General features: G+C 55.6%; 20 protein-coding genes, 4 tRNA genes and 1 rRNA gene. All 25 read left to right on the top strand.

The window, feature by feature from the left end; genetic code table 11:
• Positions 1-94, top strand: a 5S ribosomal RNA gene (gene rrf, locus AC1DKH_RS17565); the annotation flags it as partial.
• A 137-nt stretch (positions 95-231) separates the two neighbouring features.
• Entirely contained in the window at positions 232-1,191 is a 960-nt protein-coding gene (gene birA, locus AC1DKH_RS17560; RefSeq protein WP_477798757.1) for a bifunctional biotin--[acetyl-CoA-carboxylase] ligase/biotin operon repressor BirA, read from the top strand.
• Positions 1,181-1,930, top strand: a complete 750-nt coding sequence (locus AC1DKH_RS17555) for a pantothenate kinase (protein WP_477798756.1) — start codon at positions 1,181-1,183, stop codon at positions 1,928-1,930. The genes birA and AC1DKH_RS17555 overlap by 11 nt, the downstream gene beginning before the upstream one ends.
• A 7-nt stretch (positions 1,931-1,937) precedes the next feature.
• The gene (locus AC1DKH_RS17550) at positions 1,938-2,378 is read left to right on the top strand and encodes a hypothetical protein (RefSeq protein WP_477756581.1); all 441 of its coding nucleotides are present in this window, start codon (positions 1,938-1,940) and stop codon (positions 2,376-2,378) included.
• Positions 2,379-2,521: 143 nt separating this feature from the next.
• Positions 2,522-2,606 (top strand) — tRNA-Tyr (locus AC1DKH_RS17545).
• 24 nt (positions 2,607-2,630) lie between these two features.
• A tRNA-Gly gene (locus AC1DKH_RS17540) sits at positions 2,631-2,704 on the top strand.
• A 26-nt stretch (positions 2,705-2,730) separates the two neighbouring features.
• Positions 2,731-2,806 (top strand) — tRNA-Thr (locus tag AC1DKH_RS17535).
• Between the two features lie 174 nt (positions 2,807-2,980).
• Positions 2,981-3,056: transfer RNA gene (locus AC1DKH_RS17530), tRNA-Trp, on the top strand.
• 45 nt (positions 3,057-3,101) lie between these two features.
• Positions 3,102-3,470: a preprotein translocase subunit SecE gene (gene secE / locus AC1DKH_RS17525; RefSeq protein WP_046041610.1), complete on the top strand. Its 369-nt coding sequence runs from the start codon at positions 3,102-3,104 to the stop codon at positions 3,468-3,470.
• Positions 3,471-3,479: 9 nt separating this feature from the next.
• Positions 3,480-4,013 (top strand): transcription termination/antitermination protein NusG, encoded by a 534-nt coding sequence (gene nusG / locus AC1DKH_RS17520; protein ID WP_007984405.1) that lies wholly within the window; start codon positions 3,480-3,482, stop codon positions 4,011-4,013.
• 117 nt (positions 4,014-4,130) lie between these two features.
• Positions 4,131-4,562, top strand: coding sequence for a 50S ribosomal protein L11 (gene rplK, locus AC1DKH_RS17515; protein ID WP_007933726.1), 432 nt, complete (start codon positions 4,131-4,133; stop codon positions 4,560-4,562).
• On the top strand, positions 4,562-5,257 hold the full coding sequence (gene rplA, locus AC1DKH_RS17510) for a 50S ribosomal protein L1 (RefSeq protein WP_003186095.1): 696 nt from the start codon (positions 4,562-4,564) through the stop codon (positions 5,255-5,257). Before rplK ends, rplA begins: the two co-directional genes overlap by 1 nt.
• Positions 5,258-5,455: 198 nt before the next feature.
• Complete coding sequence (gene rplJ / locus AC1DKH_RS17505) at positions 5,456-5,956, top strand: 50S ribosomal protein L10 (RefSeq protein ID WP_007970413.1); 501 nt, start codon at positions 5,456-5,458, stop codon at positions 5,954-5,956.
• Positions 5,957-6,031: 75 nt separating this feature from the next.
• On the top strand, positions 6,032-6,397 hold the full coding sequence (gene rplL, locus AC1DKH_RS17500; RefSeq protein WP_108218340.1) for a 50S ribosomal protein L7/L12: 366 nt from the start codon (positions 6,032-6,034) through the stop codon (positions 6,395-6,397).
• Positions 6,398-6,617: 220 nt separating this feature from the next.
• Positions 6,618-10,691: a DNA-directed RNA polymerase subunit beta gene (rpoB, locus tag AC1DKH_RS17495; protein WP_108218341.1), complete on the top strand. Its 4,074-nt coding sequence runs from the start codon at positions 6,618-6,620 to the stop codon at positions 10,689-10,691.
• Positions 10,692-10,755: 64 nt separating this feature from the next.
• Positions 10,756-14,955 carry a DNA-directed RNA polymerase subunit beta' gene (gene rpoC, locus AC1DKH_RS17490; RefSeq protein WP_347909400.1) on the top strand — a complete coding sequence of 1,400 codons (4,200 nt, stop codon included), beginning with the start codon at positions 10,756-10,758 and terminating at the stop codon, positions 14,953-14,955.
• Positions 14,956-15,171: 216 nt separating this feature from the next.
• On the top strand, positions 15,172-15,543 hold the full coding sequence (gene rpsL / locus AC1DKH_RS17485; protein ID WP_003186084.1) for a 30S ribosomal protein S12: 372 nt from the start codon (positions 15,172-15,174) through the stop codon (positions 15,541-15,543).
• Between the two features lie 108 nt (positions 15,544-15,651).
• Entirely contained in the window at positions 15,652-16,125 is a 474-nt protein-coding gene (rpsG, locus tag AC1DKH_RS17480; protein ID WP_007994653.1) for a 30S ribosomal protein S7, read from the top strand.
• A gap of 30 nt (positions 16,126-16,155) precedes the next feature.
• On the top strand, positions 16,156-18,261 hold the full coding sequence (fusA, locus tag AC1DKH_RS17475) for an elongation factor G (protein ID WP_007994652.1): 2,106 nt from the start codon (positions 16,156-16,158) through the stop codon (positions 18,259-18,261).
• 30 nt (positions 18,262-18,291) lie between these two features.
• On the top strand, positions 18,292-19,485 hold the full coding sequence (gene tuf, locus AC1DKH_RS17470) for an elongation factor Tu (protein ID WP_008053875.1): 1,194 nt from the start codon (positions 18,292-18,294) through the stop codon (positions 19,483-19,485).
• 157 nt (positions 19,486-19,642) lie between these two features.
• Positions 19,643-19,954: a 30S ribosomal protein S10 gene (gene rpsJ / locus AC1DKH_RS17465; RefSeq protein ID WP_003186070.1), complete on the top strand. Its 312-nt coding sequence runs from the start codon at positions 19,643-19,645 to the stop codon at positions 19,952-19,954.
• Positions 19,955-20,034: 80 nt separating this feature from the next.
• Entirely contained in the window at positions 20,035-20,670 is a 636-nt protein-coding gene (gene rplC / locus AC1DKH_RS17460; protein ID WP_003186059.1) for a 50S ribosomal protein L3, read from the top strand.
• A gap of 12 nt (positions 20,671-20,682) precedes the next feature.
• A complete protein-coding gene (gene rplD, locus AC1DKH_RS17455; protein WP_003228735.1) occupies positions 20,683-21,285 on the top strand; it encodes a 50S ribosomal protein L4 in 603 nt (200 codons plus the stop codon).
• Positions 21,282-21,581 carry a 50S ribosomal protein L23 gene (rplW, locus tag AC1DKH_RS17450; RefSeq protein ID WP_002555488.1) on the top strand — a complete coding sequence of 100 codons (300 nt, stop codon included), beginning with the start codon at positions 21,282-21,284 and terminating at the stop codon, positions 21,579-21,581. The genes rplD and rplW overlap by 4 nt, the downstream gene beginning before the upstream one ends.
• 14 nt (positions 21,582-21,595) lie before the next feature.
• On the top strand, positions 21,596-22,420 hold the full coding sequence (gene rplB, locus AC1DKH_RS17445; RefSeq protein ID WP_003186055.1) for a 50S ribosomal protein L2: 825 nt from the start codon (positions 21,596-21,598) through the stop codon (positions 22,418-22,420).
• The last annotated feature ends 3 nt before the right edge of the window (positions 22,421-22,423 follow it).

Below are 22,423 nucleotides of genomic sequence, written 5' to 3'. Positions count from 1 at the left end.
AACCACCTGATCCCATCCCGAACTCAGCAGTGAAACGATGCATCGCCGATGGTAGTGTGGGGTTTCCCCATGTGAGAGTAGGTCATCGTCAAGATTAAATTCCGAAACCCCTATCTGCGCATGCAGGTAGGGGTTTTGTTTTTGTCCGCAGGAAAGCCACGGCTGCTGGATTTCTATGCAATCGCTCGATGCGTGGCTATCATGCGGGCCTCATTGTGAGGCGAGACCTGCATGCTGACGTTGTTAAAGCTTCTTAAAGATGGCCGATTCCATTCGGGTCAAGCATTGGGCGCCGCCCTGGGCGTCAGTCGTAGTGCTGTGTGGAAGCAGCTTCAGCATTTGGAAGCTGAGCTGGGTTTGTCTATTCATAAAGTTCGTGGGCGCGGCTATCAATTGTCCGCGCCATTAGCGCTGCTCGATCCTGCCGAGATAAGCGCTCAGGCGCATTCTTGCGCCTGGCCCGTCCAGGTTTACGACTCAATCGACTCCACGAACGCCGAGGCACTGCGTGCTATCGAGCGGGGGCAAGCGGCACCGTTTGTGGTGCTTTCGGAGCGGCAGACGGCCGGGCGCGGGCGACGTGGTCGCAAGTGGGTCAGTCCATTCGCAGAAAATGTCTATTACAGCCTGGTGCTACGCATTGATGGTGGGATGCGTCAGTTGGAGGGCTTGAGTCTCGTCGTTGGACTCGCTGTCTTGCAGACGTTGCGTGAGCTCGGTATTGCAGCCGCTGGATTGAAATGGCCTAACGATGTTCTTGTAGGCCAGAAAAAAATCGCGGGAATATTGCTGGAGTTGGTTGGTGATCCTGCTGATGTGTGCCACGTGGTCCTGGGAGTGGGAATCAATGTGAACATGCAGTCCGCTGACGAGGTGGACCAGCAATGGACATCCCTGCGGCTCGAGTCAGGCAAATTGTTTGATCGCAACCAATTGGTTGCGGTGCTGGGGGAGATGCTGCAGCGATACCTCGCTCGTCACCAGGCGGGTGGTTTTTTGGCCATCCAGTCAGAGTGGGAGCAAAATCACCTGTGGCAGGGGCGAAGCGTGTCGTTGATTGCCGGCGTCAATCAAATTGATGGTGAGGTGCTTGGTATTGATGGCCAGGGCGCCTTGCGCCTGAAGGTGGATGGTGTGGAGAAAGTCTTCAGTGGTGGTGAATTGAGCCTGAGGTTGCGTGATGATTCTTGAGCTCGATTGTGGGAATAGTTTCATCAAGTGGCGCGTGCTTGCCGCTAATGCCGGGCAGGTGCTTGGTGAGGGGGTCGTCGATTCCAATCTCGCATTGCTTGAGGGGTTGGGGAGGCTCAAAGGGCTTGCCCTTACGTTTTGCCGGCTGGTGAGCGTCAGGACCGCGGAGGAAACCGCTGCGCTGACGTCGTTGCTGAGGGATGCCTTTGATGTGCCGGTTGTGTGCGCATCGCCTGCGCGCGAAATGTCAGGCGTGCGCAATGGGTATGAAGAGTTTGAGCGGCTGGGTCTGGATCGGTGGCTCGCAATGCTCGGAGGCTTTCATCTGGCTTCAGGTGCGTGCCTGGTGCTCGATTTCGGTACGGCGGTGACCGCTGACTTTATCGCGGCGGATGGAGAGCACCTGGGCGGTTTCATCTGTCCGGGGATGCCGTTGATGCGCAACCAGTTGCGCACCCACACCCGAAAAATTCGTTATGGGGATCTGGCGGCCGAGCAGGCTCAGGAAAGTCTTGTTCCTGGTCGCGCGACTGTCGAGGCTGTAGAGCGTGGTTGTCTGTTGATGTTGCGCGGCTTCGTGCTGACCCAGCTCGAATTGGCGCGCAGTTACTGGGGTGAGGACTTTGTCGTGTTCCTCACCGGTGGGGATGCGAGCCTGGTTGCTGAGGTCGTGCCTCAGGCCAGGGTAGTTCCGGACTTGGTGTTCGTCGGATTGGCCATGGCCTGTCCCTTGTCCTGAGGTTTTTATGCGTTGGCTGTTTCTGCTGCTGCTTGTCCTCAATGGCTTCTACTACATTTGGCATCAACAAGAGGCTCCTCTGCGCGCGAAGGATGTCACGCCTTTGAGTCTGTATCGCGGGTCTCAACAAGATATCCGCTTGTTGAGCGAGGCAAGTGACGTCTCCAAAGACAAGGGTAAGGCTGTCTCGACAGACAATGGCTGCCTTTATCTGGGCGGCTATACGCGCCAGGAGGCCGCGCAGGCGGTTGAGCGTCGTTTGAGCGGGATGGAGGTCAAGTATCAGTCCCTGCCGAAAGCTGCGACAGAAGGGGCAGGGTATTGGGTGCGAATCGCACCGGAAAGCCGGCGTTGGCTGGACGATTTGCAGCTGCAAAACCTTTCTAAAGAATTCAATGAGTTAAAACATAAAATAATGCCGTGCGAGGGGGTTGCACCCACCGAATAGTTTGCATAGAATGGCGCCCGCTCCACAGCGAACACCGGAAACGGTTAACGGTGTGAAGCGAGGTCAACGCAGCTAAGCTCAGGTTTTTAATGAGAAAAATGCTTGACAGAAGGCTGGCATGATGTAGAATGCCGGCTCGCTTAGGAGGGGTTCCCGAGCGGCCAAAGGGATCAGACTGTAAATCTGACGTCTACGACTTCGAAGGTTCGAATCCTTCCCCCTCCACCATTTTTAGCGAGAGCTGTAAGCCTCGCGGGTATAGTTTAGTGGTAGAACCTCAGCCTTCCAAGCTGATGATGCGGGTTCGATTCCCGCTACCCGCTCCAAGTTTACAGGTTTTGCAAAGTGTTACGCTCTTGTAGCTCAGTTGGTAGAGCACACCCTTGGTAAGGGTGAGGTCAGCGGTTCAAATCCGCTCAAGAGCTCCATATAACAAGGCAGATATGAAAATATCTGCCTTTGTTTTAGGTGGTAGTGGTTGCGCCTGATTGTGTTTCTGAGGGTTGCCGGTGTCGTGGATGTCGGTGTTGCAGCCAGGATTGCCTAGTAAGTGTTGTAAAGTCTTTTTCGGGTCGGCATAATGGTCGGCCTGATTTTGTTTTAGGTCAGTAGCTCAATTGGCAGAGCGACGGTCTCCAAAACCGTAGGTTGGGGGTTCGATTCCCTCCTGACCTGCCAGATTCACTCGGTGTGTCTGGCTTTCTTTTCACAGGATCTTCATAGATGACTCCTAAAGCTGAAGCTCAAGGCTCTCGTTTCGACCTCCTCAAGTGGCTTGTAGTAGTCGTTCTGGTGGTTGTTGGCGTTGTTGGCAATCAGTACTTTTCTGCTTCGCCGATCCTGTACCGCGTACTCGCATTGCTTGCTATTGCTGCCGTAGCTGCCTTTGTAGGCCTGCAGACGGTCAAGGGCAAGTCTTTCTTTGTACTGGTTAAGGAAGCGCGCACCGAAATTCGTAAAGTCGTTTGGCCAACTCGCCAAGAAACCACGCAGACCACGTTGATCGTTGTGGCTGTTGTCCTGGTTATGGCGTTGCTGTTGTGGGGGCTTGATTCCCTGCTCGGCTGGCTTGTTTCCTTGATCGTCGGCTAAGGGTGTCCCGTGGCTAAGCGTTGGTATGTTGTGCATGCTTACTCCGGTTACGAGAAGCATGTAATGCGCTCGCTGATCGAGCGCGTAAAGCTGGCCGGTATGGAAGATGGCTTCGGCGAGATTCTGGTTCCCACTGAAGAAGTGGTTGAAATGCGCAATGGCCAGAAGCGCAAAAGCGAACGCAAATTCTTCCCTGGCTATGTGCTGGTGCAGATGGATATGAACGAGGGTACTTGGCACTTGGTCAAGGATACTCCTCGGGTGATGGGTTTCATTGGTGGTACTGCCGATAAGCCTGCGCCAATCACCGATAAAGAAGCAGAAGCGATTCTGCGCCGCGTTGCCGATGGCAGCGACAAGCCGAAGCCGAAGACGTTGTTCGAACCGGGTGAGTCGGTGCGTGTCAATGATGGTCCGTTCGCAGACTTTACCGGTGTTGTTGAAGAAGTTAACTACGAAAAGAGCCGGATCCAGGTCGCAGTGCTCATTTTCGGTCGCTCTACTCCGGTGGAGCTCGAGTTCAGCCAGGTCGAAAAGGTCTAGTTGAACAAAAATCCCAACCCCGCAGCCGTAGGCTGTGGGGTTTTGTCGTCACTGGGATAAACGCGCAAGTAACCGGGGAGCCTCTCGAGGCGTTCGAACCCGTAATTGGAGTGCCTCATGGCCAAGAAGATTACCGCTTACATCAAGCTGCAAGTGAAGGCCGCTCAGGCTAACCCAAGCCCACCTGTTGGTCCTGCTCTGGGTCAGCACGGCGTGAACATCATGGAATTCTGCAAGGCTTTCAACGCCCGTACTCAGGGTCTTGAGCCAGGTCTGCCGACTCCAGTGATCATCACTGTCTACAGCGACCGTAGCTTCACTTTCGAAACCAAATCCACCCCTGCTTCGGTTCTGCTGAAGAAGGCGGCCGGTCTGACCAGCGGTTCCGCTCGTCCGAACACCGTTAAGGTTGGCACCGTGACTCGTGCTCAGCTGGAAGAAATCGCGAAAACCAAAAACGCGGATCTGACTGCAGCTGATATGGAAGCAGCCGTGCGTACCATCGCCGGTTCTGCTCGTAGCATGGGCCTTAACGTGGAGGGTGTGTAATGGCTAAGCTGACCAAGCGTCAAAAGGCTATCGCCGGCAAAATCGAAGCAGGCAAGGCCTACAACTTTGTAGACGCCGCTGCCCTGCTGGCCGAGCTGTCGACTGTCAAGTTCAGCGAGTCGTTCGACGTAGCTGTAAACCTGGGTGTTGACCCGCGTAAATCCGACCAGGTCGTTCGTAGCGCTACTGTGCTGCCACACGGCACTGGCAAGACCGTTCGCGTTGCTGTGTTCACCCAGGGTCCAGCTGCTGAAGCCGCTCTGGCTGCCGGCGCTGACCGTGTAGGCATGGACGACCTGGCTGCCGAAATGAAAGGCGGCGACCTGAACTATGACGTAGTTATCGCATCCCCGGATGCAATGCGCGTTGTAGGTCAGTTGGGTCAGATCCTCGGTCCACGTGGCCTGATGCCTAACCCTAAAGTCGGCACCGTAACTCCAGACGTAGCTACCGCGGTTAAAAACGCCAAGGCTGGTCAGGTTCGTTATCGCACCGACAAAAACGGCATCATCCACACTTCCGTTGGCAAGATCGGCTTCGACGCCGTCAAGCTGAAGGAAAACGTTGAAGCCCTGATCGCTGATCTGAAGCGTATCAAGCCAGCTTCCTCGAAAGGCATTTACGTCAAGCGCGTTACCCTGAGCACCACTATGGGCCCAGGTCTGGTCATCGACCAAAGCTCGCTCGACGCGTAAGACACAGATTGGCGCGAGCGATCGCGCCAATTGAAAAATTGGGGTCCCTGCCTGGCGGGGGCTATCCAAGACCGTAGGCGACGCAAGTCTTAAACCACAAGCCTACGCAGATGGTGCTCCCGGTTCCTTACCGAATCAGACACCAAAACGACATCCGGTTTCGACCAGATGAAACGGTAACAAGCAGGAGTTAAACCCGTGGCAATTAAACTCGAAGACAAGAAGGCCATCGTCGCTGAAGTCAACGAGGCTGCCAAAGTCGCTCTGTCCGCTGTCGTGGCTGATGCCCGTGGCGTAACAGTAGGCGCGATGACCGGACTCCGTAAAGAGGCTCGTGAAGCTGGCGTTTACGTACGTGTTGTACGTAACACCCTGCTCAAACGCGCTGTTGCTGACACTGAATTCAGTGTCCTCAACGACGTGTTCACTGGCCCTACCCTGATTGCGTTCTCCAAAGAACATCCAGGCGCTGCTGCCCGGATCTTCAAGGAATTCGCAAAGGGTCAGGACAAGTTCGAGATCAAGGCAGCTGCGTTCGAGGGCAAGTTCCTCGCAGCTAACCAAATCGACGTACTGGCAACTCTGCCGACCCGTGACGAAGCAATTTCTCAGCTGATGAGCGTGATTCAAGGCGCTACCAGCAAATTGGCTCGTACTCTGGCGGCAATTCGCGACCAGAAAGAAGCTGCTGCAGCCTAAGGCTCGTCAACTTCTCGCGTTTTTTGTTTTTTTCGATGGTCGCGTAGGCCGTCCCCAATATCAGGAATTAGATTCATGTCTATCTCTCAGAACGATATCCTTGAAGCAGTTGGCAACATGTCCGTAATGGAAGTTGTTGAGCTGATCAAAGCTTTCGAAGAAAAATTCGGCGTTACCGCTGCTGCTGCTTCGGCAGGTCCTGCCGCTGCTGCCGCTGTTGTTGAAGAGCAAACTGAATTCAACGTCATGCTGCTGGAAGCTGGCGAGAAGAAAGTTAACGTGATCAAGGCAGTACGTGAACTGACCGGTCTGGGCCTGAAAGAAGCCAAGGCTGTAGTTGACGGTGCTCCTGCCATGGTTCTGGAAGCAGTGACCAAAGATGCAGGCGACAAAGCCAAAGCAACTCTGGAAGAAGCAGGCGCTAAAGTCGAGCTGAAGTAAGCATCGACTTTGCTCCTCCAGCCCGAGCGTTAAGCGACAGGCTGATGGCTGGTGGCTCTTGCCACCGGCCTTTTTCCGTTACTGGCAGCCGATTCGGTCGGTGCCGATAACGTGCTGTAACCACCCGATGCGGTGGCGCAAACCATGGGGTTTGCACGATTTTCTGGCTGCTCCCGTCGGGAGGGGCCAAACAAGCAGGTGACCAAGCTGGGGAACGCTGATGGCTTACTCATATACTGAGAAAAAACGTATCCGCAAGGACTTTAGCAAGTTGCCGGACGTCATGGATGTGCCGTACCTTCTGGCCATCCAGCTGGATTCGTATCGTGAATTCTTGCAAGCGGGAGCGACTAAAGATCAGTTCCGCGACGTGGGCCTGCATGCGGCCTTCAAATCCGTTTTCCCGATCATCAGCTACTCCGGCAATGCTGCGCTGGAGTACGTCGGTTATCGCTTGGGCGAACCGGCATTTGATGTCAAAGAATGCGTATTGCGCGGTGTAACTTACGCCGTACCTTTGCGGGTAAAAGTGCGCCTGATCATTTTCGACAAAGAATCGTCGAACAAAGCGATCAAGGACATCAAAGAGCAAGAAGTCTACATGGGTGAAATCCCCCTGATGACTGAAAACGGTACCTTCGTAATCAACGGTACCGAGCGTGTAATCGTTTCCCAGCTGCACCGTTCCCCGGGCGTGTTCTTCGACCACGACCGTGGCAAGACGCACAGCTCCGGTAAACTGCTGTACTCCGCGCGCATCATTCCTTACCGCGGTTCGTGGCTGGACTTCGAGTTCGACCCGAAAGACTGCGTGTTCGTGCGTATCGACCGTCGTCGCAAGCTACCTGCCTCGGTACTGCTGCGCGCGCTGGGTTATACCACTGAAGAAGTGCTGGACGCGTTCTACACCACCAACGTATTCCACGTGAAGGGCGAGACCCTGAGCCTGGAACTGGTGCCTCAGCGCCTGCGCGGTGAAATCGCCGTCCTCGATATTTTGGATGACAAAGGCAAGGTTATTGTCGAGCAAGGTCGTCGTATCACTGCTCGCCACATCAACCAGCTGGAAAAAGCCGGGATCAAAGAGCTGGATGTGCCTCTGGACTACGTCCTGGGTCGTACAACCGCCAAGGTCATCGTGCATCCGGCAACCGGCGAAATCCTGGCAGAGTGCAACACCGAGCTGAACACCGAGATCCTGGCCAAAATCGCCAAGGCTCAGGTCGTTCGCATCGAAACTCTGTACACCAACGATATCGACTGCGGTCCGTTCGTCTCCGACACCCTGAAGATCGACTCCACCAGCAACCAACTGGAAGCGCTGGTCGAGATCTATCGCATGATGCGTCCTGGCGAGCCGCCAACCAAAGACGCTGCCGAGACCCTGTTCAACAACCTGTTCTTCAGCCCTGAGCGCTATGACCTGTCTGCGGTCGGCCGGATGAAGTTCAACCGTCGTATCGGTCGTACCGAGATCGAAGGTTCGGGCGTGCTGTGCAAGGAAGACATCGTCGCGGTACTGAAGACCCTGGTCGACATCCGCAACGGTAAAGGCATCGTCGATGACATCGACCACCTGGGTAACCGTCGTGTTCGCTGTGTAGGCGAAATGGCCGAGAACCAGTTCCGCGTTGGCCTGGTACGTGTTGAGCGTGCGGTCAAAGAGCGCCTGTCGATGGCTGAAAGCGAAGGCCTGATGCCGCAAGACCTGATCAACGCCAAGCCAGTGGCTGCGGCGGTGAAAGAGTTCTTCGGTTCCAGCCAGCTGTCCCAGTTCATGGACCAGAACAACCCGCTGTCCGAGATCACCCACAAGCGTCGTGTTTCTGCACTCGGCCCTGGCGGTCTGACTCGTGAGCGTGCCGGCTTCGAAGTTCGTGACGTACACCCGACGCACTACGGTCGTGTTTGCCCGATCGAAACGCCGGAAGGTCCGAACATCGGTCTGATCAACTCCCTGGCCGCTTATGCGCGCACCAACCAGTACGGCTTCCTCGAGAGCCCGTACCGTGTGGTGAAAGACGCTCTGGTCACCGACGAGATCGTGTTCCTGTCCGCTATCGAAGAAGCTGATCACGTGATCGCTCAGGCTTCGGCCACGATGAACGACAAGAAGGTCCTGATCGACGAGCTGGTAGCTGTTCGTCACTTGAACGAATTCACCGTCAAGGCGCCGGAAGACGTCACCTTGATGGACGTATCGCCGAAGCAGGTAGTTTCGGTTGCTGCGTCGCTGATTCCGTTCCTCGAGCACGACGACGCCAACCGTGCGTTGATGGGTTCGAACATGCAGCGTCAAGCTGTACCAACCCTGCGCGCTGACAAGCCGCTGGTAGGTACCGGCATGGAGCGTAACGTAGCCCGTGACTCCGGCGTTTGCGTCGTGGCTCGTCGTGGCGGCGTGATCGACTCCGTCGACGCCAGCCGTATCGTGGTTCGTGTTGCCGATGACGAAGTTGAAACCGGTGAAGCTGGTGTCGACATCTACAACCTGACCAAATACACCCGCTCCAACCAGAACACCTGCATCAACCAGCGTCCGCTGGTGCGTAAGGGTGATCGGGTGCAGCGTAGCGACATCATGGCCGACGGCCCGTCCACCGACATGGGTGAACTGGCGCTGGGTCAGAACATGCGCATCGCGTTCATGGCATGGAACGGCTTCAACTTCGAAGACTCCATCTGCCTGTCCGAGCGTGTTGTTCAGGAAGACCGCTTCACCACGATCCACATCCAGGAACTGACCTGTGTGGCCCGTGACACCAAGCTTGGCCCAGAGGAAATCACTGCCGACATCCCGAACGTGGGTGAAGCGGCACTGAACAAGCTGGACGAAGCCGGTATCGTTTACGTAGGTGCCGAAGTTGGCGCAGGCGACATCCTGGTCGGTAAGGTCACTCCGAAAGGCGAGACCCAACTGACTCCGGAAGAAAAACTGCTGCGTGCGATCTTCGGTGAAAAAGCCAGCGACGTTAAAGACACTTCCCTGCGTGTACCTACCGGTACCAAAGGTACTGTCATCGACGTACAGGTCTTCACCCGCGACGGCGTTGAGCGTGATGCTCGTGCACTGTCGATCGAGAAGTCCCAGCTGGACGAGATCCGCAAGGACCTGAACGAAGAGTTCCGCATCGTTGAAGGTGCTACTTTCGAACGTCTGCGTTCCGCTCTGGTCGGCCATAAAGCCGAAGGCGGCGCCGGTCTGAAGAAAGGCCAGGACATCACCGACGAAGTTCTCGACGGTCTCGAGCACGGCCAGTGGTTCAAACTGCGCATGGCTGAAGATGCTCTGAACGAGCAGCTCGAGAAGGCTCAGGCCTACATCGTTGATCGTCGCCGTCTGCTGGACGACAAGTTCGAAGACAAGAAGCGCAAACTGCAGCAGGGCGATGACCTGGCTCCAGGCGTGCTGAAAATCGTCAAGGTCTACCTGGCAATCCGTCGTCGCATCCAGCCGGGCGACAAGATGGCCGGTCGTCACGGTAACAAGGGTGTGGTCTCCGTGATCATGCCGGTTGAAGACATGCCGCACGATGCCAATGGCACCCCGGTCGACGTCGTCCTCAACCCGTTGGGCGTACCTTCGCGTATGAACGTTGGTCAGATCCTTGAAACCCACCTGGGCCTCGCGGCCAAAGGTCTGGGCGAGAAGATCAACCGCATGATTGAAGAGCAGCGTAAAGTTGCCGAGCTGCGTAAATTCCTGCACGAGATCTACAACGAGATCGGCGGTCGTCAGGAAAGCCTCGATGACTTCTCGGACCAGGAAATCCTGGATCTGGCTCAAAACCTGCGTGGCGGCGTTCCAATGGCCACTCCAGTGTTCGACGGTGCCAAGGAAAGCGAAATCAAGGCCATGCTGAAACTGGCAGACCTGCCAGAAAGCGGCCAGATGCAGCTGACCGACGGCCGTACCGGCAACAAGTTCGAGCGCCCGGTTACCGTTGGCTACATGTACATGCTGAAGCTGAACCACTTGGTAGACGACAAGATGCACGCTCGTTCTACCGGTTCGTACAGCCTGGTTACCCAGCAGCCGCTGGGTGGTAAGGCGCAGTTCGGTGGTCAGCGTTTCGGGGAGATGGAGGTCTGGGCACTGGAAGCATACGGTGCCGCTTACACTCTGCAAGAAATGCTCACAGTGAAGTCGGACGATGTGAACGGCCGTACCAAGATGTACAAAAACATCGTGGATGGCGATCACCGTATGGAGCCGGGCATGCCCGAGTCCTTCAACGTGTTGATCAAGGAAATTCGTTCCCTCGGCATCGATATCGATCTGGAAACCGAATAACACGTGACGCGAATCGAGAGCGGGGCAGGATTGCCCGCTCTCTGCTCCGCCAGGAGGAAAGGCCTTGAAAGACCTACTGAATTTGCTGAAAAACCAGGGTCAAGTCGAAGAGTTCGACGCCATCCGTATCGGATTGGCATCGCCTGAGATGATCCGTTCGTGGTCGTTCGGTGAAGTTAAAAAGCCGGAAACCATCAACTACCGTACGTTCAAGCCTGAGCGTGACGGCCTGTTCTGCGCCAAGATCTTTGGCCCGGTAAAGGATTACGAGTGCCTGTGCGGTAAGTACAAGCGCTTGAAGCACCGTGGTGTGATCTGCGAGAAGTGCGGCGTTGAAGTCGCGCTGGCAAAAGTTCGTCGTGAGCGCATGGCGCACATCGAACTGGCCTCGCCAGTTGCCCACATCTGGTTCCTGAAATCGCTGCCGTCGCGTATCGGCTTGCTGATGGACATGACCCTGCGTGATATCGAACGCGTTCTCTACTTCGAGAGCTACGTCGTTATCGATCCAGGCATGACCACCCTTGAAAAAGGTCAGCTGCTGAACGACGAGCAGTACTTCGAAGCGCTGGAAGAGTTCGGCGACGATTTCGATGCCCGCATGGGTGCCGAAGCTGTCCGCGAACTGCTGCACGCTATCGACCTGGAACACGAGATTGGTCGTCTGCGCGAAGAGATTCCGCAAACCAACTCCGAAACCAAGATCAAGAAGCTGTCCAAGCGTCTGAAGTTGATGGAAGCCTTCCAGGGTTCCGGCAACCTGCCAGAGTGGATGGTGCTGACCGTTCTGCCGGTTCTGCCGCCAGATCTGCGTCCACTGGTCCCGCTGGATGGCGGTCGCTTCGCGACTTCCGACCTCAACGATCTGTATCGTCGAGTGATCAACCGTAACAACCGTTTGAAGCGCCTGCTGGATCTGTCCGCTCCGGACATCATCGTGCGCAACGAAAAGCGTATGTTGCAGGAAGCTGTCGACGCACTGCTCGACAACGGTCGTCGTGGCCGCGCTATCACCGGTTCCAACAAGCGTCCTCTGAAATCCCTGGCTGACATGATCAAGGGTAAGCAAGGTCGTTTCCGTCAGAACTTGCTCGGTAAGCGTGTTGACTACTCCGGCCGTTCGGTAATTACCGTAGGTCCGACCTTGCGTCTGCACCAGTGCGGTCTGCCGAAGAAAATGGCTCTCGAACTGTTCAAGCCGTTCATTTTCGGGAAGCTGGAAATGCGTGGTCTCGCTACCACCATCAAAGCTGCCAAGAAGATGGTCGAGCGCGAGCTGCCGGAAGTTTGGGACGTTCTCGCTGAAGTGATTCGCGAACACCCGGTACTTCTCAACCGTGCACCGACCCTTCACCGTCTGGGTATCCAGGCGTTTGAACCGGTACTGATCGAAGGTAAGGCTATTCAGCTGCACCCTCTGGTCTGCGCTGCGTACAACGCCGACTTCGACGGCGACCAAATGGCCGTGCACGTACCGCTGACGCTGGAAGCCCAGCTCGAAGCGCGTGCGTTGATGATGTCGACCAACAACATTCTGTCGCCAGCCAACGGTGAGCCAATCATCGTTCCGTCGCAGGACGTTGTATTGGGTCTGTACTACATGACGCGTGAAGCGATCAACGCCAAGGGCGAAGGTCGTGTGTTCGCGGATCTGCAGGAAGTTGACCGTGTGTTCCGTGCCGGCGAAGCCGCACTGCACGCCAAGGTCAAGGTGCGGATCAACGAAACCGTCAACGACCGTGATGGCGGCAGCGTGAGCAACACCCGTATCGTCGACACCACTGTCGGCCGTGCTCTGTTGTTCCAGGTTGTGCCAAAAGGTCTGTCGTACGACGTCGTCAACCTGCCGATGAAGAAAAAGGCGATCTCCAAGCTGATCAACCAGTGCTATCGCGTGGTTGGTTTGAAAGAGACTGTGATCTTCGCTGACCAGTTGATGTACACCGGTTTTGCTTATTCGACCATTTCCGGCGTTTCCATTGGTGTTAACGACTTCGTTATCCCGGATGAAAAAGCCCGCATCATCAATGCTGCTACTGATGAAGTGAAAGAGATCGAAAGCCAGTACGCCTCCGGCCTGGTAACCCAGGGCGAGAAGTACAACAAAGTGATCGACCTTTGGTCGAAAGCGAACGACGAAGTCTCCAAGGCGATGATGGCCAACCTCTCGAAAGAGAAAGTCATCGACCGTCACGGCAACGAAGTCGACCAAGAGTCTTTCAACTCGATGTACATGATGGCTGACTCGGGTGCGCGGGGTTCCGCAGCACAGATTCGTCAGCTGGCCGGTATGCGTGGCCTGATGGCCAAGCCGGACGGTTCCATCATTGAAACGCCGATTACTGCGAACTTCCGTGAAGGTTTGAGCGTACTTCAGTACTTCATCTCCACTCACGGTGCTCGTAAGGGTCTTGCGGATACTGCGTTGAAAACCGCTAACTCCGGTTACCTGACTCGTCGTCTGGTAGACGTTGCACAAGATCTGGTTGTAACCGAGATCGATTGCGGCACCGAACACGGTCTGTTGATGACTCCGCACATTGAAGGCGGTGACGTTGTAGAGCCGTTGGGTGAGCGCGTATTGGGTCGTGTTATCGCCCGTGACGTATTCAAGCCAGGTACCGAGGACGTCATCGTTCCTGCCGGCACCCTGGTAGACGAGAAGTGGGTCGAGTTCATCGAGCTGAACAGCATCGACGAAGTGATCGTGCGTTCGCCGATCAGCTGCGAAACCCGCTTCGGTATTTGCGCCAAGTGCTACGGCCGTGACTTGGCTCGTGGTCACCAGGTGAACATCGGTGAAGCGGTCGGCGTTATCGCTGCCCAGTCCATCGGTGAGCCGGGTACCCAGCTGACCATGCGTACGTTCCACATCGGTGGTGCGGCAAGCCGGACCTCCGCAGCCGACAGCGTTCAGGTGAAGAATGGCGGTACCGTCCGTCTGCATAACCTGAAGCACGTTGAACGAGTGGATGGTTGCCTGGTTGCTGTGTCCCGTTCCGGTGAGTTGGCGATCGCTGACGACTTCGGTCGTGAGCGCGAGCGTTACAAGCTGCCGTACGGTGCCGTGATTTCGGTTAAAGAAGGTGACAAGGTCGAAGCTGGCGCTATCGTGGCCAAGTGGGATCCGCACACTCACCCAATCGTTACCGAAATGAAAGGTACCGTGACCTACGTGGGCATGGAAGAAGGCATCACGATCAAGCGTCAGACTGACGAATTGACCGGTATGACCAACATTGAAGTACTCGACGCCAAAGATCGTCCAGCTGCCGGTAAGGACATCCGTCCTGCCGTGAAGATGGTCGACGACAACGGCAAGGATCTGTTGCTGCCAGGCACTGACGTTATCGCTCAGTACTTCCTGCCAGCCAACGCCCTGGTCGGTGTGGCGGATGGTGCGAAGATCGCGATCGGTGATGTTATCGCTCGTATCCCGCAAGAGACTTCGAAAACTCGCGACATCACCGGTGGTCTGCCGCGTGTTGCCGACTTGTTCGAAGCCCGTCGTCCGAAAGAAGCGTCGATTCTGGCTGAAGTCAGCGGCACCATCGCGTTCGGTAAAGAGACCAAAGGCAAGCGCCGTCTGGTCATCACCCCGAACGACGGTACCGATCCGTACGAAGAGCTGATTCCGAAGTGGCGTCACCTGAACGTGTTCGAAGGCGAACAGGTAAACCGCGGCGAAGTTATCTCCGACGGTCCGAGCGATCCACACGACATCCTGCGTCTGCTGGGTGTGAGTGCGCTGGCCAAGTACATCGTCAACGAGATCCAGGACGTTTACCGTCTGCAAGGCGTGAAGATCAACGACAAGCACATCGAGACCATCCTGCGTCAGATGCTGCGTAAAGTTGAGATCGCTGAATCCGGCGATTCCAGTTTCATCAAGGGCGACCAGATGGAATTGACTCATGTACTGGTAGAGAACGAGCGTCTGAGCGGCGAAGACAAGTTTGTCTCCAAGTTCACTCGCGTTCTGCTGGGTATCACCAAGGCGTCGTTGTCCACCGAATCGTTCATCTCGGCGGCTTCCTTCCAGGAAACCACTCGCGTACTGACCGAGGCGGCGGTAACCGGCAAGCGCGATTACCTGCGCGGCCTGAAAGAAAACGTGGTCGTGGGTCGTCTGATCCCGGCCGGTACCGGCCTGGCTTATCACAGCGAGCGTAAGCGCCGCCGTGAAGCAGACAAGCCGTTGCGCGTAAGCGCCAGTGAAGTGGAAGCTGCACTGACCGAAGCGCTGAACTCGAGCGGTAACTGAGTTCTGCGGTAAATGAGTGTGAGGCCCTGGTCGCTCCGTTCATCGAATCGAGACAATTTGTCGAGATTGGATGAGCGGGGAGGGCGGGGCCTTGCCTTGACTGGGGACAAGATCCTCTTTAGACTCTTGTACCCCTAAATTTGGCGGGAACTCGTTCCTGCCATTTTGCTTTTCTTGCAAGACAATAGCGTCGCAAGACAACAGTGGAGCTAGTAGATGGCAACTATCAACCAGCTGGTACGTCAGCCGCGTAAGCGTATCGTCGAGAAATCCGACGTGCCTGCGCTGCAGAACTGCCCGCAACGCCGTGGCGTGTGCACCCGTGTGTACACCACCACGCCGAAAAAACCTAACTCGGCACTGCGTAAAGTATGCCGTGTGCGTCTGACCAACGGTTTCGAGGTTTCCTCGTACATCGGCGGTGAAGGCCACAACCTGCAAGAGCACAGCGTGGTACTGATCCGCGGCGGTCGTGTAAAAGACTTGCCAGGTGTTCGTTACCACACCGTTCGCGGTTCGTTGGATACTTCCGGTGTTAAAGGTCGTAACCAGGGTCGTTCGAAGTACGGTACCAAGCGTCCGAAGTAATCGGCCGTTTTGCAGTTTTTAATTTTATTGAGTCGATAAGAGTAAGGTCGGGCACGCATCCATAGGAGCTGTCCCGGGCTAACCTGAAGACCGTTTGAGGGCTTATCAATGCCAAGACGTCGCGTAGCAGCCAAGCGTGAGATTCTGGACGATCCGAAATACGGAAGCCAAATCCTCGCCAAATTCATGAACCACGTAATGGAAAGCGGCAAGAAAGCCGTTGCCGAGCGTATCGTTTATGGTGCCCTGGATACCGTGAAGGCTCGTAAGGCCGGCACCGATCCCCTGGAACTCTTCGAAAAAGCACTCGACGCCATCGCTCCGCTGGTCGAAGTGAAGTCGCGCCGCGTTGGTGGTGCTACTTACCAGGTTCCGGTCGAGGTTCGTCCTTCCCGTCGTAACGCTCTGGCAATGCGCTGGTTGGTAGACTACGCCCGCAAGCGCGGCGAGAAGTCTATGGCTCTGCGTTTGGCTGGCGAACTGTTGGACGCTGCCGAAGGTAAAGGTGCTGCAGTTAAGAAGCGTGAAGACGTTCACCGTATGGCTGAAGCCAACAAGGCTTTCTCGCACTACCGCTTCTAATTTTAGCGTCACTCATTTTGCGAGGGCTTTATGGCTCGTACAACACCGATTAATCGCTACCGTAACATTGGTATCGTTGCACACGTGGATGCTGGTAAAACCACCACCACTGAGCGCGTCCTTTTTTACACTGGCAAAAGTCACAAGATGGGCGAGGTGCATGACGGCGCCGCGACCACAGACTGGATGGTGCAGGAGCAGGAGCGTGGTATTACCATTACTTCTGCTGCCATTACCGCCTTCTGGCAGGGTTCTGCGAAGCAGCACAAGGACCAGTACCGTTTCAACGTCATCGATACCCCGGGCCACGTAGACTTCACTATTGAAGTTGAACGTTCCCTGCGCGTACTCGACGGCGCGGTCGTTGTGTTCTGCGGTACTTCCGGCGTTGAGCCGCAGTCCGAAACCGTATGGCGTCAAGCCAACAAGTACGGTGTTCCACGTATCGTTTACGTGAACAAGATGGACCGTGCCGGTGCGAACTTCCTGCGTGTGATCGCTCAGATCAAGCAGCGTCTGGGTCACACTCCGGTGCCTATCCAGCTGGCTATCGGTTCCGAAGACAACTTCCAGGGTCAGATCGATCTGATGACCATGGAAGCGGTTTACTGGAACGATGCCGACAAGGGTATGACTCCTCGTCGTGAAGCTATCCCTGCTGAATTGCAGGAACTGGCTGAAGAGTGGCGCAACAACATGGTTGAGGCTGCGGCCGAAGCCAGCGAAGAGCTGATGAACAAGTACCTTGAAGGTGAAGAACTCACCATCGAGGAAATCAAGGGTGCTCTGCGTCAGCGTACTATCGCTGGTGAGATCGTTCTGGCTGTTTGCGGTTCTTCCTTCAAGAACAAGGGTGTTCCCCTGGTTCTCGACGCCGTTATCGACTACCTGCCGGCTCCAACCGACATTCCTGCCATCAAGGGTACTGACCCGGATGACGAGGAAAAGCAGATGGAGCGTCATGCAGACGACAACGAGCCGTTCTCGGCTCTGGCGTTCAAGATCGCTACCGACCCATTCGTGGGTACCTTGACTTTCGTCCGTGTTTACTCGGGCGTGTTGGCCTCCGGCGACGGCGTGATCAACTCGGTCAAAGGCAAGAAAGAGCGCGTGGGTCGTATGGTGCAGATGCACGCAAACGCCCGCGAAGAGATCAAGGAAGTACGCGCTGGTGACATCGCGGCCCTGATCGGCATGAAGGACGTCACCACTGGTGAAACCTTGTGCAACGCTGACAAGCCAATCATCCTGGTTCGCATGGACTTCCCGGAGCCGGTTATTTCGGTTGCCGTTGAGCCTAAGACCAAGGATGACCAGGAAAAAATGGGTATCGCTCTGGGCAAGCTTGCTCAGGAAGACCCGTCTTTCCGCGTCAAGACTGATGAAGAGACTGGTCAAACGATCATCTCTGGCATGGGCGAGTTGCACCTGGACATCCTGGTTGACCGGATGCGCCGTGAGTTCAACGTCGAAGCCAACATCGGCAAGCCTCAGGTTTCGTATCGTGAGCGCATCACGAAGAATTGCGAAATCGAAGGCAAGTTCGTTCGTCAGTCCGGTGGTCGTGGCCAGTTCGGCCATTGCTGGATCCGTTTTGCTCCTGCTGACGAAGGTCAGGAAGGTCTGCAATTCGTGAACGAAGTAGTGGGTGGTGTGGTTCCTAAGGAATACATCCCGGCTATCCAGAAGGGTATCGAAGAGCAGATGAAGAACGGCGTAGTTGCCGGCTATCCGCTGATCGGCCTGAAGGCTACCGTGTTTGATGGTTCTTACCACGACGTCGACTCGAACGAGATGGCGTTTAAGGTGGCTGCTTCCATGGCGACCAAGCAACTGGCCCAGAAGGGCGGTGGTGAGTTGCTCGAGCCGATCATGGCGGTAGAGGTTGTTACGCCTGAAGACTATATGGGTGACGTGATGGGCGACCTTAACCGTCGTCGCGGCATGATTCTGGGTATGGAAGACACGGTCTCCGGCAAGGTGATCCGTGCTGAAGTTCCGTTGGGCGAGATGTTCGGTTATGCGACCGACGTTCGTTCGATGTCCCAGGGTCGCGCAAGCTACTCTATGGAATTCAAAAAATACAATACAGCTCCGTCGCACATCGTCGAAACTGTAACCAAAAAACAAGGCTGATTCAGTCCTTTAGGCAAGGAGTTAATTGTCGTGGCTAAAGAAAAATTTGATCGTTCCCTACCGCACGTCAACGTTGGCACCATCGGTCACGTTGACCACGGTAAAACCACTCTGACCGCAGCTCTGACTCGCGTTTGCTCCGAAGTTTTCGGTTCTGCAATCGTTGATTTCGATAAAATCGACAGCGCTCCAGAAGAAAAAGCTCGTGGTATCACCATCAACACCGCGCACGTCGAGTACAACTCGAAGATCCGTCACTACGCTCACGTTGACTGCCCAGGTCACGCTGACTATGTGAAGAACATGATCACCGGTGCTGCCCAGATGGACGGCGCGATCCTGGTTTGCTCGGCCGCTGATGGTCCGATGCCACAAACCCGTGAACACATCCTGCTGTCCCGTCAGGTAGGCGTTCCGTACATCGTGGTTTTCCTGAACAAGGCTGACCTGGTAGACGACGCTGAGCTGCTGGAACTGGTCGAGATGGAAGTTCGCGACCTGCTGTCCACCTACGACTTCCCGGGCGATGACACTCCAATCATCATCGGTTCGGCTCGTATGGCGCTGGAAGGCAAAGACGACAACGAAATGGGCACCACTGCCGTTCGTAAACTGGTTGAAACTCTGGACAGCTACATCCCAGAGCCAGAGCGTGCTATCGACAAGCCATTCCTGATGCCAATCGAAGACGTATTCTCGATCTCGGGTCGTGGTACTGTTGTGACTGGTCGTATCGAGCGCGGTATCGTTCGCGTTCAAGATGCTCTGGAAATCGTTGGTCTGCGTGACACCACCACCACCACCTGCACCGGTGTTGAAATGTTCCGCAAACTGCTCGACGAAGGTCGTGCTGGCGAGAACTGCGGCGTTCTGCTGCGTGGTACCAAGCGTGACGACGTTGAGCGTGGCCAGGTTCTGGTTAAGCCGGGTTCGGTTAAGCCGCACACCAAGTTCACCGCAGAAGTTTACGTTCTGAGCAAGGAAGAAGGCGGTCGTCACACTCCGTTCTTCAAAGGCTACCGTCCACAGTTCTACTTCCGTACTACTGACGTGACTGGTAACTGCCAGCTGCCAGAAGGCGTTGAAATGGTAATGCCAGGTGATAACATCCAGATGGAAGTTACCCTGATCAAGACCATCGCGATGGAAGACGGCCTGCGTTTCGCTATCCGTGAAGGCGGTCGTACCGTCGGCGCTGGCGTCGTAGCCAAAATCATCGAGTAAGCATCTCTTTTGAGATAGCTTCGATGGTTTGAAAAGCCCCCGCTCAGCGGGGGCTTTTTTATTGGGTTGACACCTATCTGGGGCGTCTATAGAATTGCGCCTCCTTTTAACGGGCGTATTGCGCTCGCTGGGAATAGCAGCCGGAGTCTGAAATCCAATGCAAAATCAGCAAATCCGTATCAGGTTGAAGGCTTTTGACCATCGCCTGATCGACCAATCCACCCAGGAAATCGTGGAAACCGCGAAACGTACTGGTGCACAAGTGCGTGGTCCAATTCCACTGCCTACCCGTAAAGAGCGGTTCACCGTTCTGGTCTCCCCGCACGTCAACAAAGACGCGCGTGACCAGTACGAGATCCGTACTCATAAGCGCGTACTGGACATCGTCCAGCCAACGGATAAAACCGTTGATGCACTTATGAAGCTTGATCTGGCGGCCGGTGTGGAAGTACAGATCAGCCTCGGCTAAGACTCGGTCTTAGTCGTGTAACGCTCTGAAATGGGCGGCCATAGCGGGTGAAAGCCCCGTACACTCATGAGGTTTACAACATGACTATTGGTGTAGTCGGTCGTAAATGCGGTATGACCCGTATTTTCACCGAAGAAGGTGTCTCCATTCCGGTCACGGTCATTGAGATCGAGCCGAATCGCGTCACCCAGTTCAAAACTGAAGAGACCGATGGCTATCGTGCAGTGCAAGTCACTGTCGGCGAGCGTCGTGCTTCGCGTGTAACAGCAGCTCAGGCTGGCCACTTCGCTAAAGCGAACGTTGCCGCTGGTCGTACCGTAATGGAATTCCGCCTTGAAGAAGGCGAGTACCAGGCCGGCGATCTGATCAACGCTGAAATCTTCGCCGCTGGTCAACTGGTTGATGTAACCGGTCAGTCCAAGGGTAAAGGCTTCCAGGGTACGATCAAGCGTTGGAATTTCCGCGGGCAAGATAACACCCACGGTAACTCCGTATCCCACCGCGTTCCAGGCTCTATCGGCCAGTGCCAGACTCCTGGTCGTGTATTCAAGGGCAAAAAAATGTCCGGTCATATGGGCGCTGAGCGCGTGACCGTGCAGTCCCTCGAAGTAGTGCGCGTGGACGCTGAACGCAATCTGTTGTTGGTCAAGGGCGCTGTTCCTGGCGCTACTGGCGGCAACTTGGTTGTACGTCCAGCAGCCAAGGCTCGCGGTTAAGGGGAAGCTGACATGCAATTAAATGTAAATGACGCTCAAGCGATCGAAGTTTCCGAACTGACATTTGGCGGCGAATTCAACGAGACGCTGGTTCACCAAGCAGTCGTAGCCTACATGGCTGGCGGTCGTCAGGGTTCCAAGCAGCAAAAGACCCGTTCCGACGTTCGTGGTGGCGGTAAGCGCCCATGGCGTCAGAAAGGTACTGGCCGTGCTCGTGCCGGTACTATCCGTAGCCCAATCTGGCGTGGCGGCGGTACCACTTTCGCAGCTCGTCCTCAGGATCACTCCCAGAAGCTGAACAAGAAGATGTATCGCGCAGCAATGCGTTCCATCCTTGCTGAGCTGGTGCGTACTGATCGTCTGGTCGTGGTTCAGGATTTCGCCGTTGAAACGCCGAAAACCAAAGACCTGCTGGGCAAACTGAACAACATGAGCCTGACCGACGTTCTGATCGTGTCCGACGCTGTTGATCAGAACCTGTACCTGGCTGCTCGTAACCTGCCACACGTAGATGTACGTGACGTGCAAGGTTCCGATCCAGTTAGTCTGATCGCATACGACAAGGTGTTGATCACCGTGTCGGCCGTGAAGAAATTCGAGGAGCTGCTGGGATGAACCAGGAACGCGTATTTAAAGTTCTGCTTGGCCCGCACGTTTCCGAGAAGGCTACGGTTCTGGCAGACAAGAAAGGCCAGTTCGTTTTCAAGGTTGCTACCGACGCAACCAAGCTGGAAATCAAGAAGGCCGTCGAAAGCCTGTTCAGCGTGAAAGTAGAGCGTGTTACTACCCTGAATGTTCTGGGTAAGAGCAAGCGCACTGCTCGCGGTCTGGGCAAGCGTAATGACTGGAAGAAGGCAGTTATCTCCCTTCAGCCAGGCCAAGATCTCGATTTCAGCAGCAGTGCTGAGTAAGGAAGGGGTGCATCATGGCAATCGTTAAATGCAAACCGACTTCCCCTGGCCGCCGTTTTGTGGTCAAGGTGGTCAACCAGGAGCTGCATAAAGGCGCTCCTCACGCACCGCTGCTCGAGAAGAAATCGAAGTCTGGTGGTCGTAACAACAATGGCCGTATTACCACTCGTCACATCGGTGGTGGTCATAAGCAGCATTATCGTCTGGTCGACTTCCGTCGCAACGACAAAGATGGCATCGCTGCCACTGTCGAGCGTATCGAATACGATCCAAACCGTACTGCTCACATCGCTCTGCTGCTGTACGCAGATGGCGAGCGTCGCTACATCATCGCCCCTAAAGGCGTGAGCGCTGGCGACCAGCTGATCGCAGGTGCCCTGGCACCGATCAAGCCGGGCAACGCTCTGCAACTGCGCAACATTCCAGTTGGTAGCACCGTACACGGCATCGAATTGAAGCCAGGTAAAGGCGCTCAGATCGCTCGTTCCGCTGGTGCTTCGGCTCAGCTGATCGCTCGTGAAGGCGTGTACGTTACCCTGCGTCTGCGTTCCGGTGAAATGCGTAAAGTCCTGGCTGAATGCCGTGCGACCCTGGGCGAAGTCTCGAACTCCGAGCACAGCCTGCGTTCGCTGGGTAAAGCTGGTGCCAAACGCTGGCGTGGCGTTCGCCCAACCGTTCGTGGTGTTGCCATGAACCCGGTTGACCACCCACATGGTGGTGGTGAAGGTCGTACCTCTGGTGGTCGTCATCCGGTATCGCCATGGGGCTTCCCGACTAAGGGCGCGAAGACTCGTGGTAATAAGCGTACCGACAAAATGATCGTCCGTCGTCGCAAGTAAATA

The sequence above is a fragment of the Pseudomonas sp. 05L36 genome (assembly GCF_056398125.1).
The sequence above is the reverse complement of the archived record's forward strand: the minus strand, read 5'-3'. Positions and strand labels throughout refer to the sequence as shown.

Excerpts from the sequence above, each read along its gene's own strand:
- birA (WP_477798757.1), top strand. The coding sequence starts at position 232 with ATGCTGACGTTGTTAAAGCTTCTTAAAGATGGCCGATTCCATTCGGGT.
- AC1DKH_RS17555 (WP_477798756.1), top strand. The coding sequence starts at position 1,181 with ATGATTCTTGAGCTCGATTGTGGGAATAGTTTCATCAAGTGGCGCGTG.
- AC1DKH_RS17550 (WP_477756581.1), top strand. The coding sequence starts at position 1,938 with ATGCGTTGGCTGTTTCTGCTGCTGCTTGTCCTCAATGGCTTCTACTAC.
- secE (WP_046041610.1), top strand. The coding sequence starts at position 3,102 with ATGACTCCTAAAGCTGAAGCTCAAGGCTCTCGTTTCGACCTCCTCAAG.
- rplK (WP_007933726.1), top strand. The coding sequence starts at position 4,131 with ATGGCCAAGAAGATTACCGCTTACATCAAGCTGCAAGTGAAGGCCGCT.
- rplA (WP_003186095.1), top strand. The coding sequence starts at position 4,562 with ATGGCTAAGCTGACCAAGCGTCAAAAGGCTATCGCCGGCAAAATCGAA.
- rplL (WP_108218340.1), top strand. The coding sequence starts at position 6,032 with ATGTCTATCTCTCAGAACGATATCCTTGAAGCAGTTGGCAACATGTCC.
- rpoB (WP_108218341.1), top strand. The coding sequence starts at position 6,618 with ATGGCTTACTCATATACTGAGAAAAAACGTATCCGCAAGGACTTTAGC.
- rpsL (WP_003186084.1), top strand. The coding sequence starts at position 15,172 with ATGGCAACTATCAACCAGCTGGTACGTCAGCCGCGTAAGCGTATCGTC.
- rpsG (WP_007994653.1), top strand. The coding sequence starts at position 15,652 with ATGCCAAGACGTCGCGTAGCAGCCAAGCGTGAGATTCTGGACGATCCG.
- fusA (WP_007994652.1), top strand. The coding sequence starts at position 16,156 with ATGGCTCGTACAACACCGATTAATCGCTACCGTAACATTGGTATCGTT.
- rpsJ (WP_003186070.1), top strand. The coding sequence starts at position 19,643 with ATGCAAAATCAGCAAATCCGTATCAGGTTGAAGGCTTTTGACCATCGC.
- rplC (WP_003186059.1), top strand. The coding sequence starts at position 20,035 with ATGACTATTGGTGTAGTCGGTCGTAAATGCGGTATGACCCGTATTTTC.
- rplD (WP_003228735.1), top strand. The coding sequence starts at position 20,683 with ATGCAATTAAATGTAAATGACGCTCAAGCGATCGAAGTTTCCGAACTG.
- rplW (WP_002555488.1), top strand. The coding sequence starts at position 21,282 with ATGAACCAGGAACGCGTATTTAAAGTTCTGCTTGGCCCGCACGTTTCC.
- rplB (WP_003186055.1), top strand. The coding sequence starts at position 21,596 with ATGGCAATCGTTAAATGCAAACCGACTTCCCCTGGCCGCCGTTTTGTG.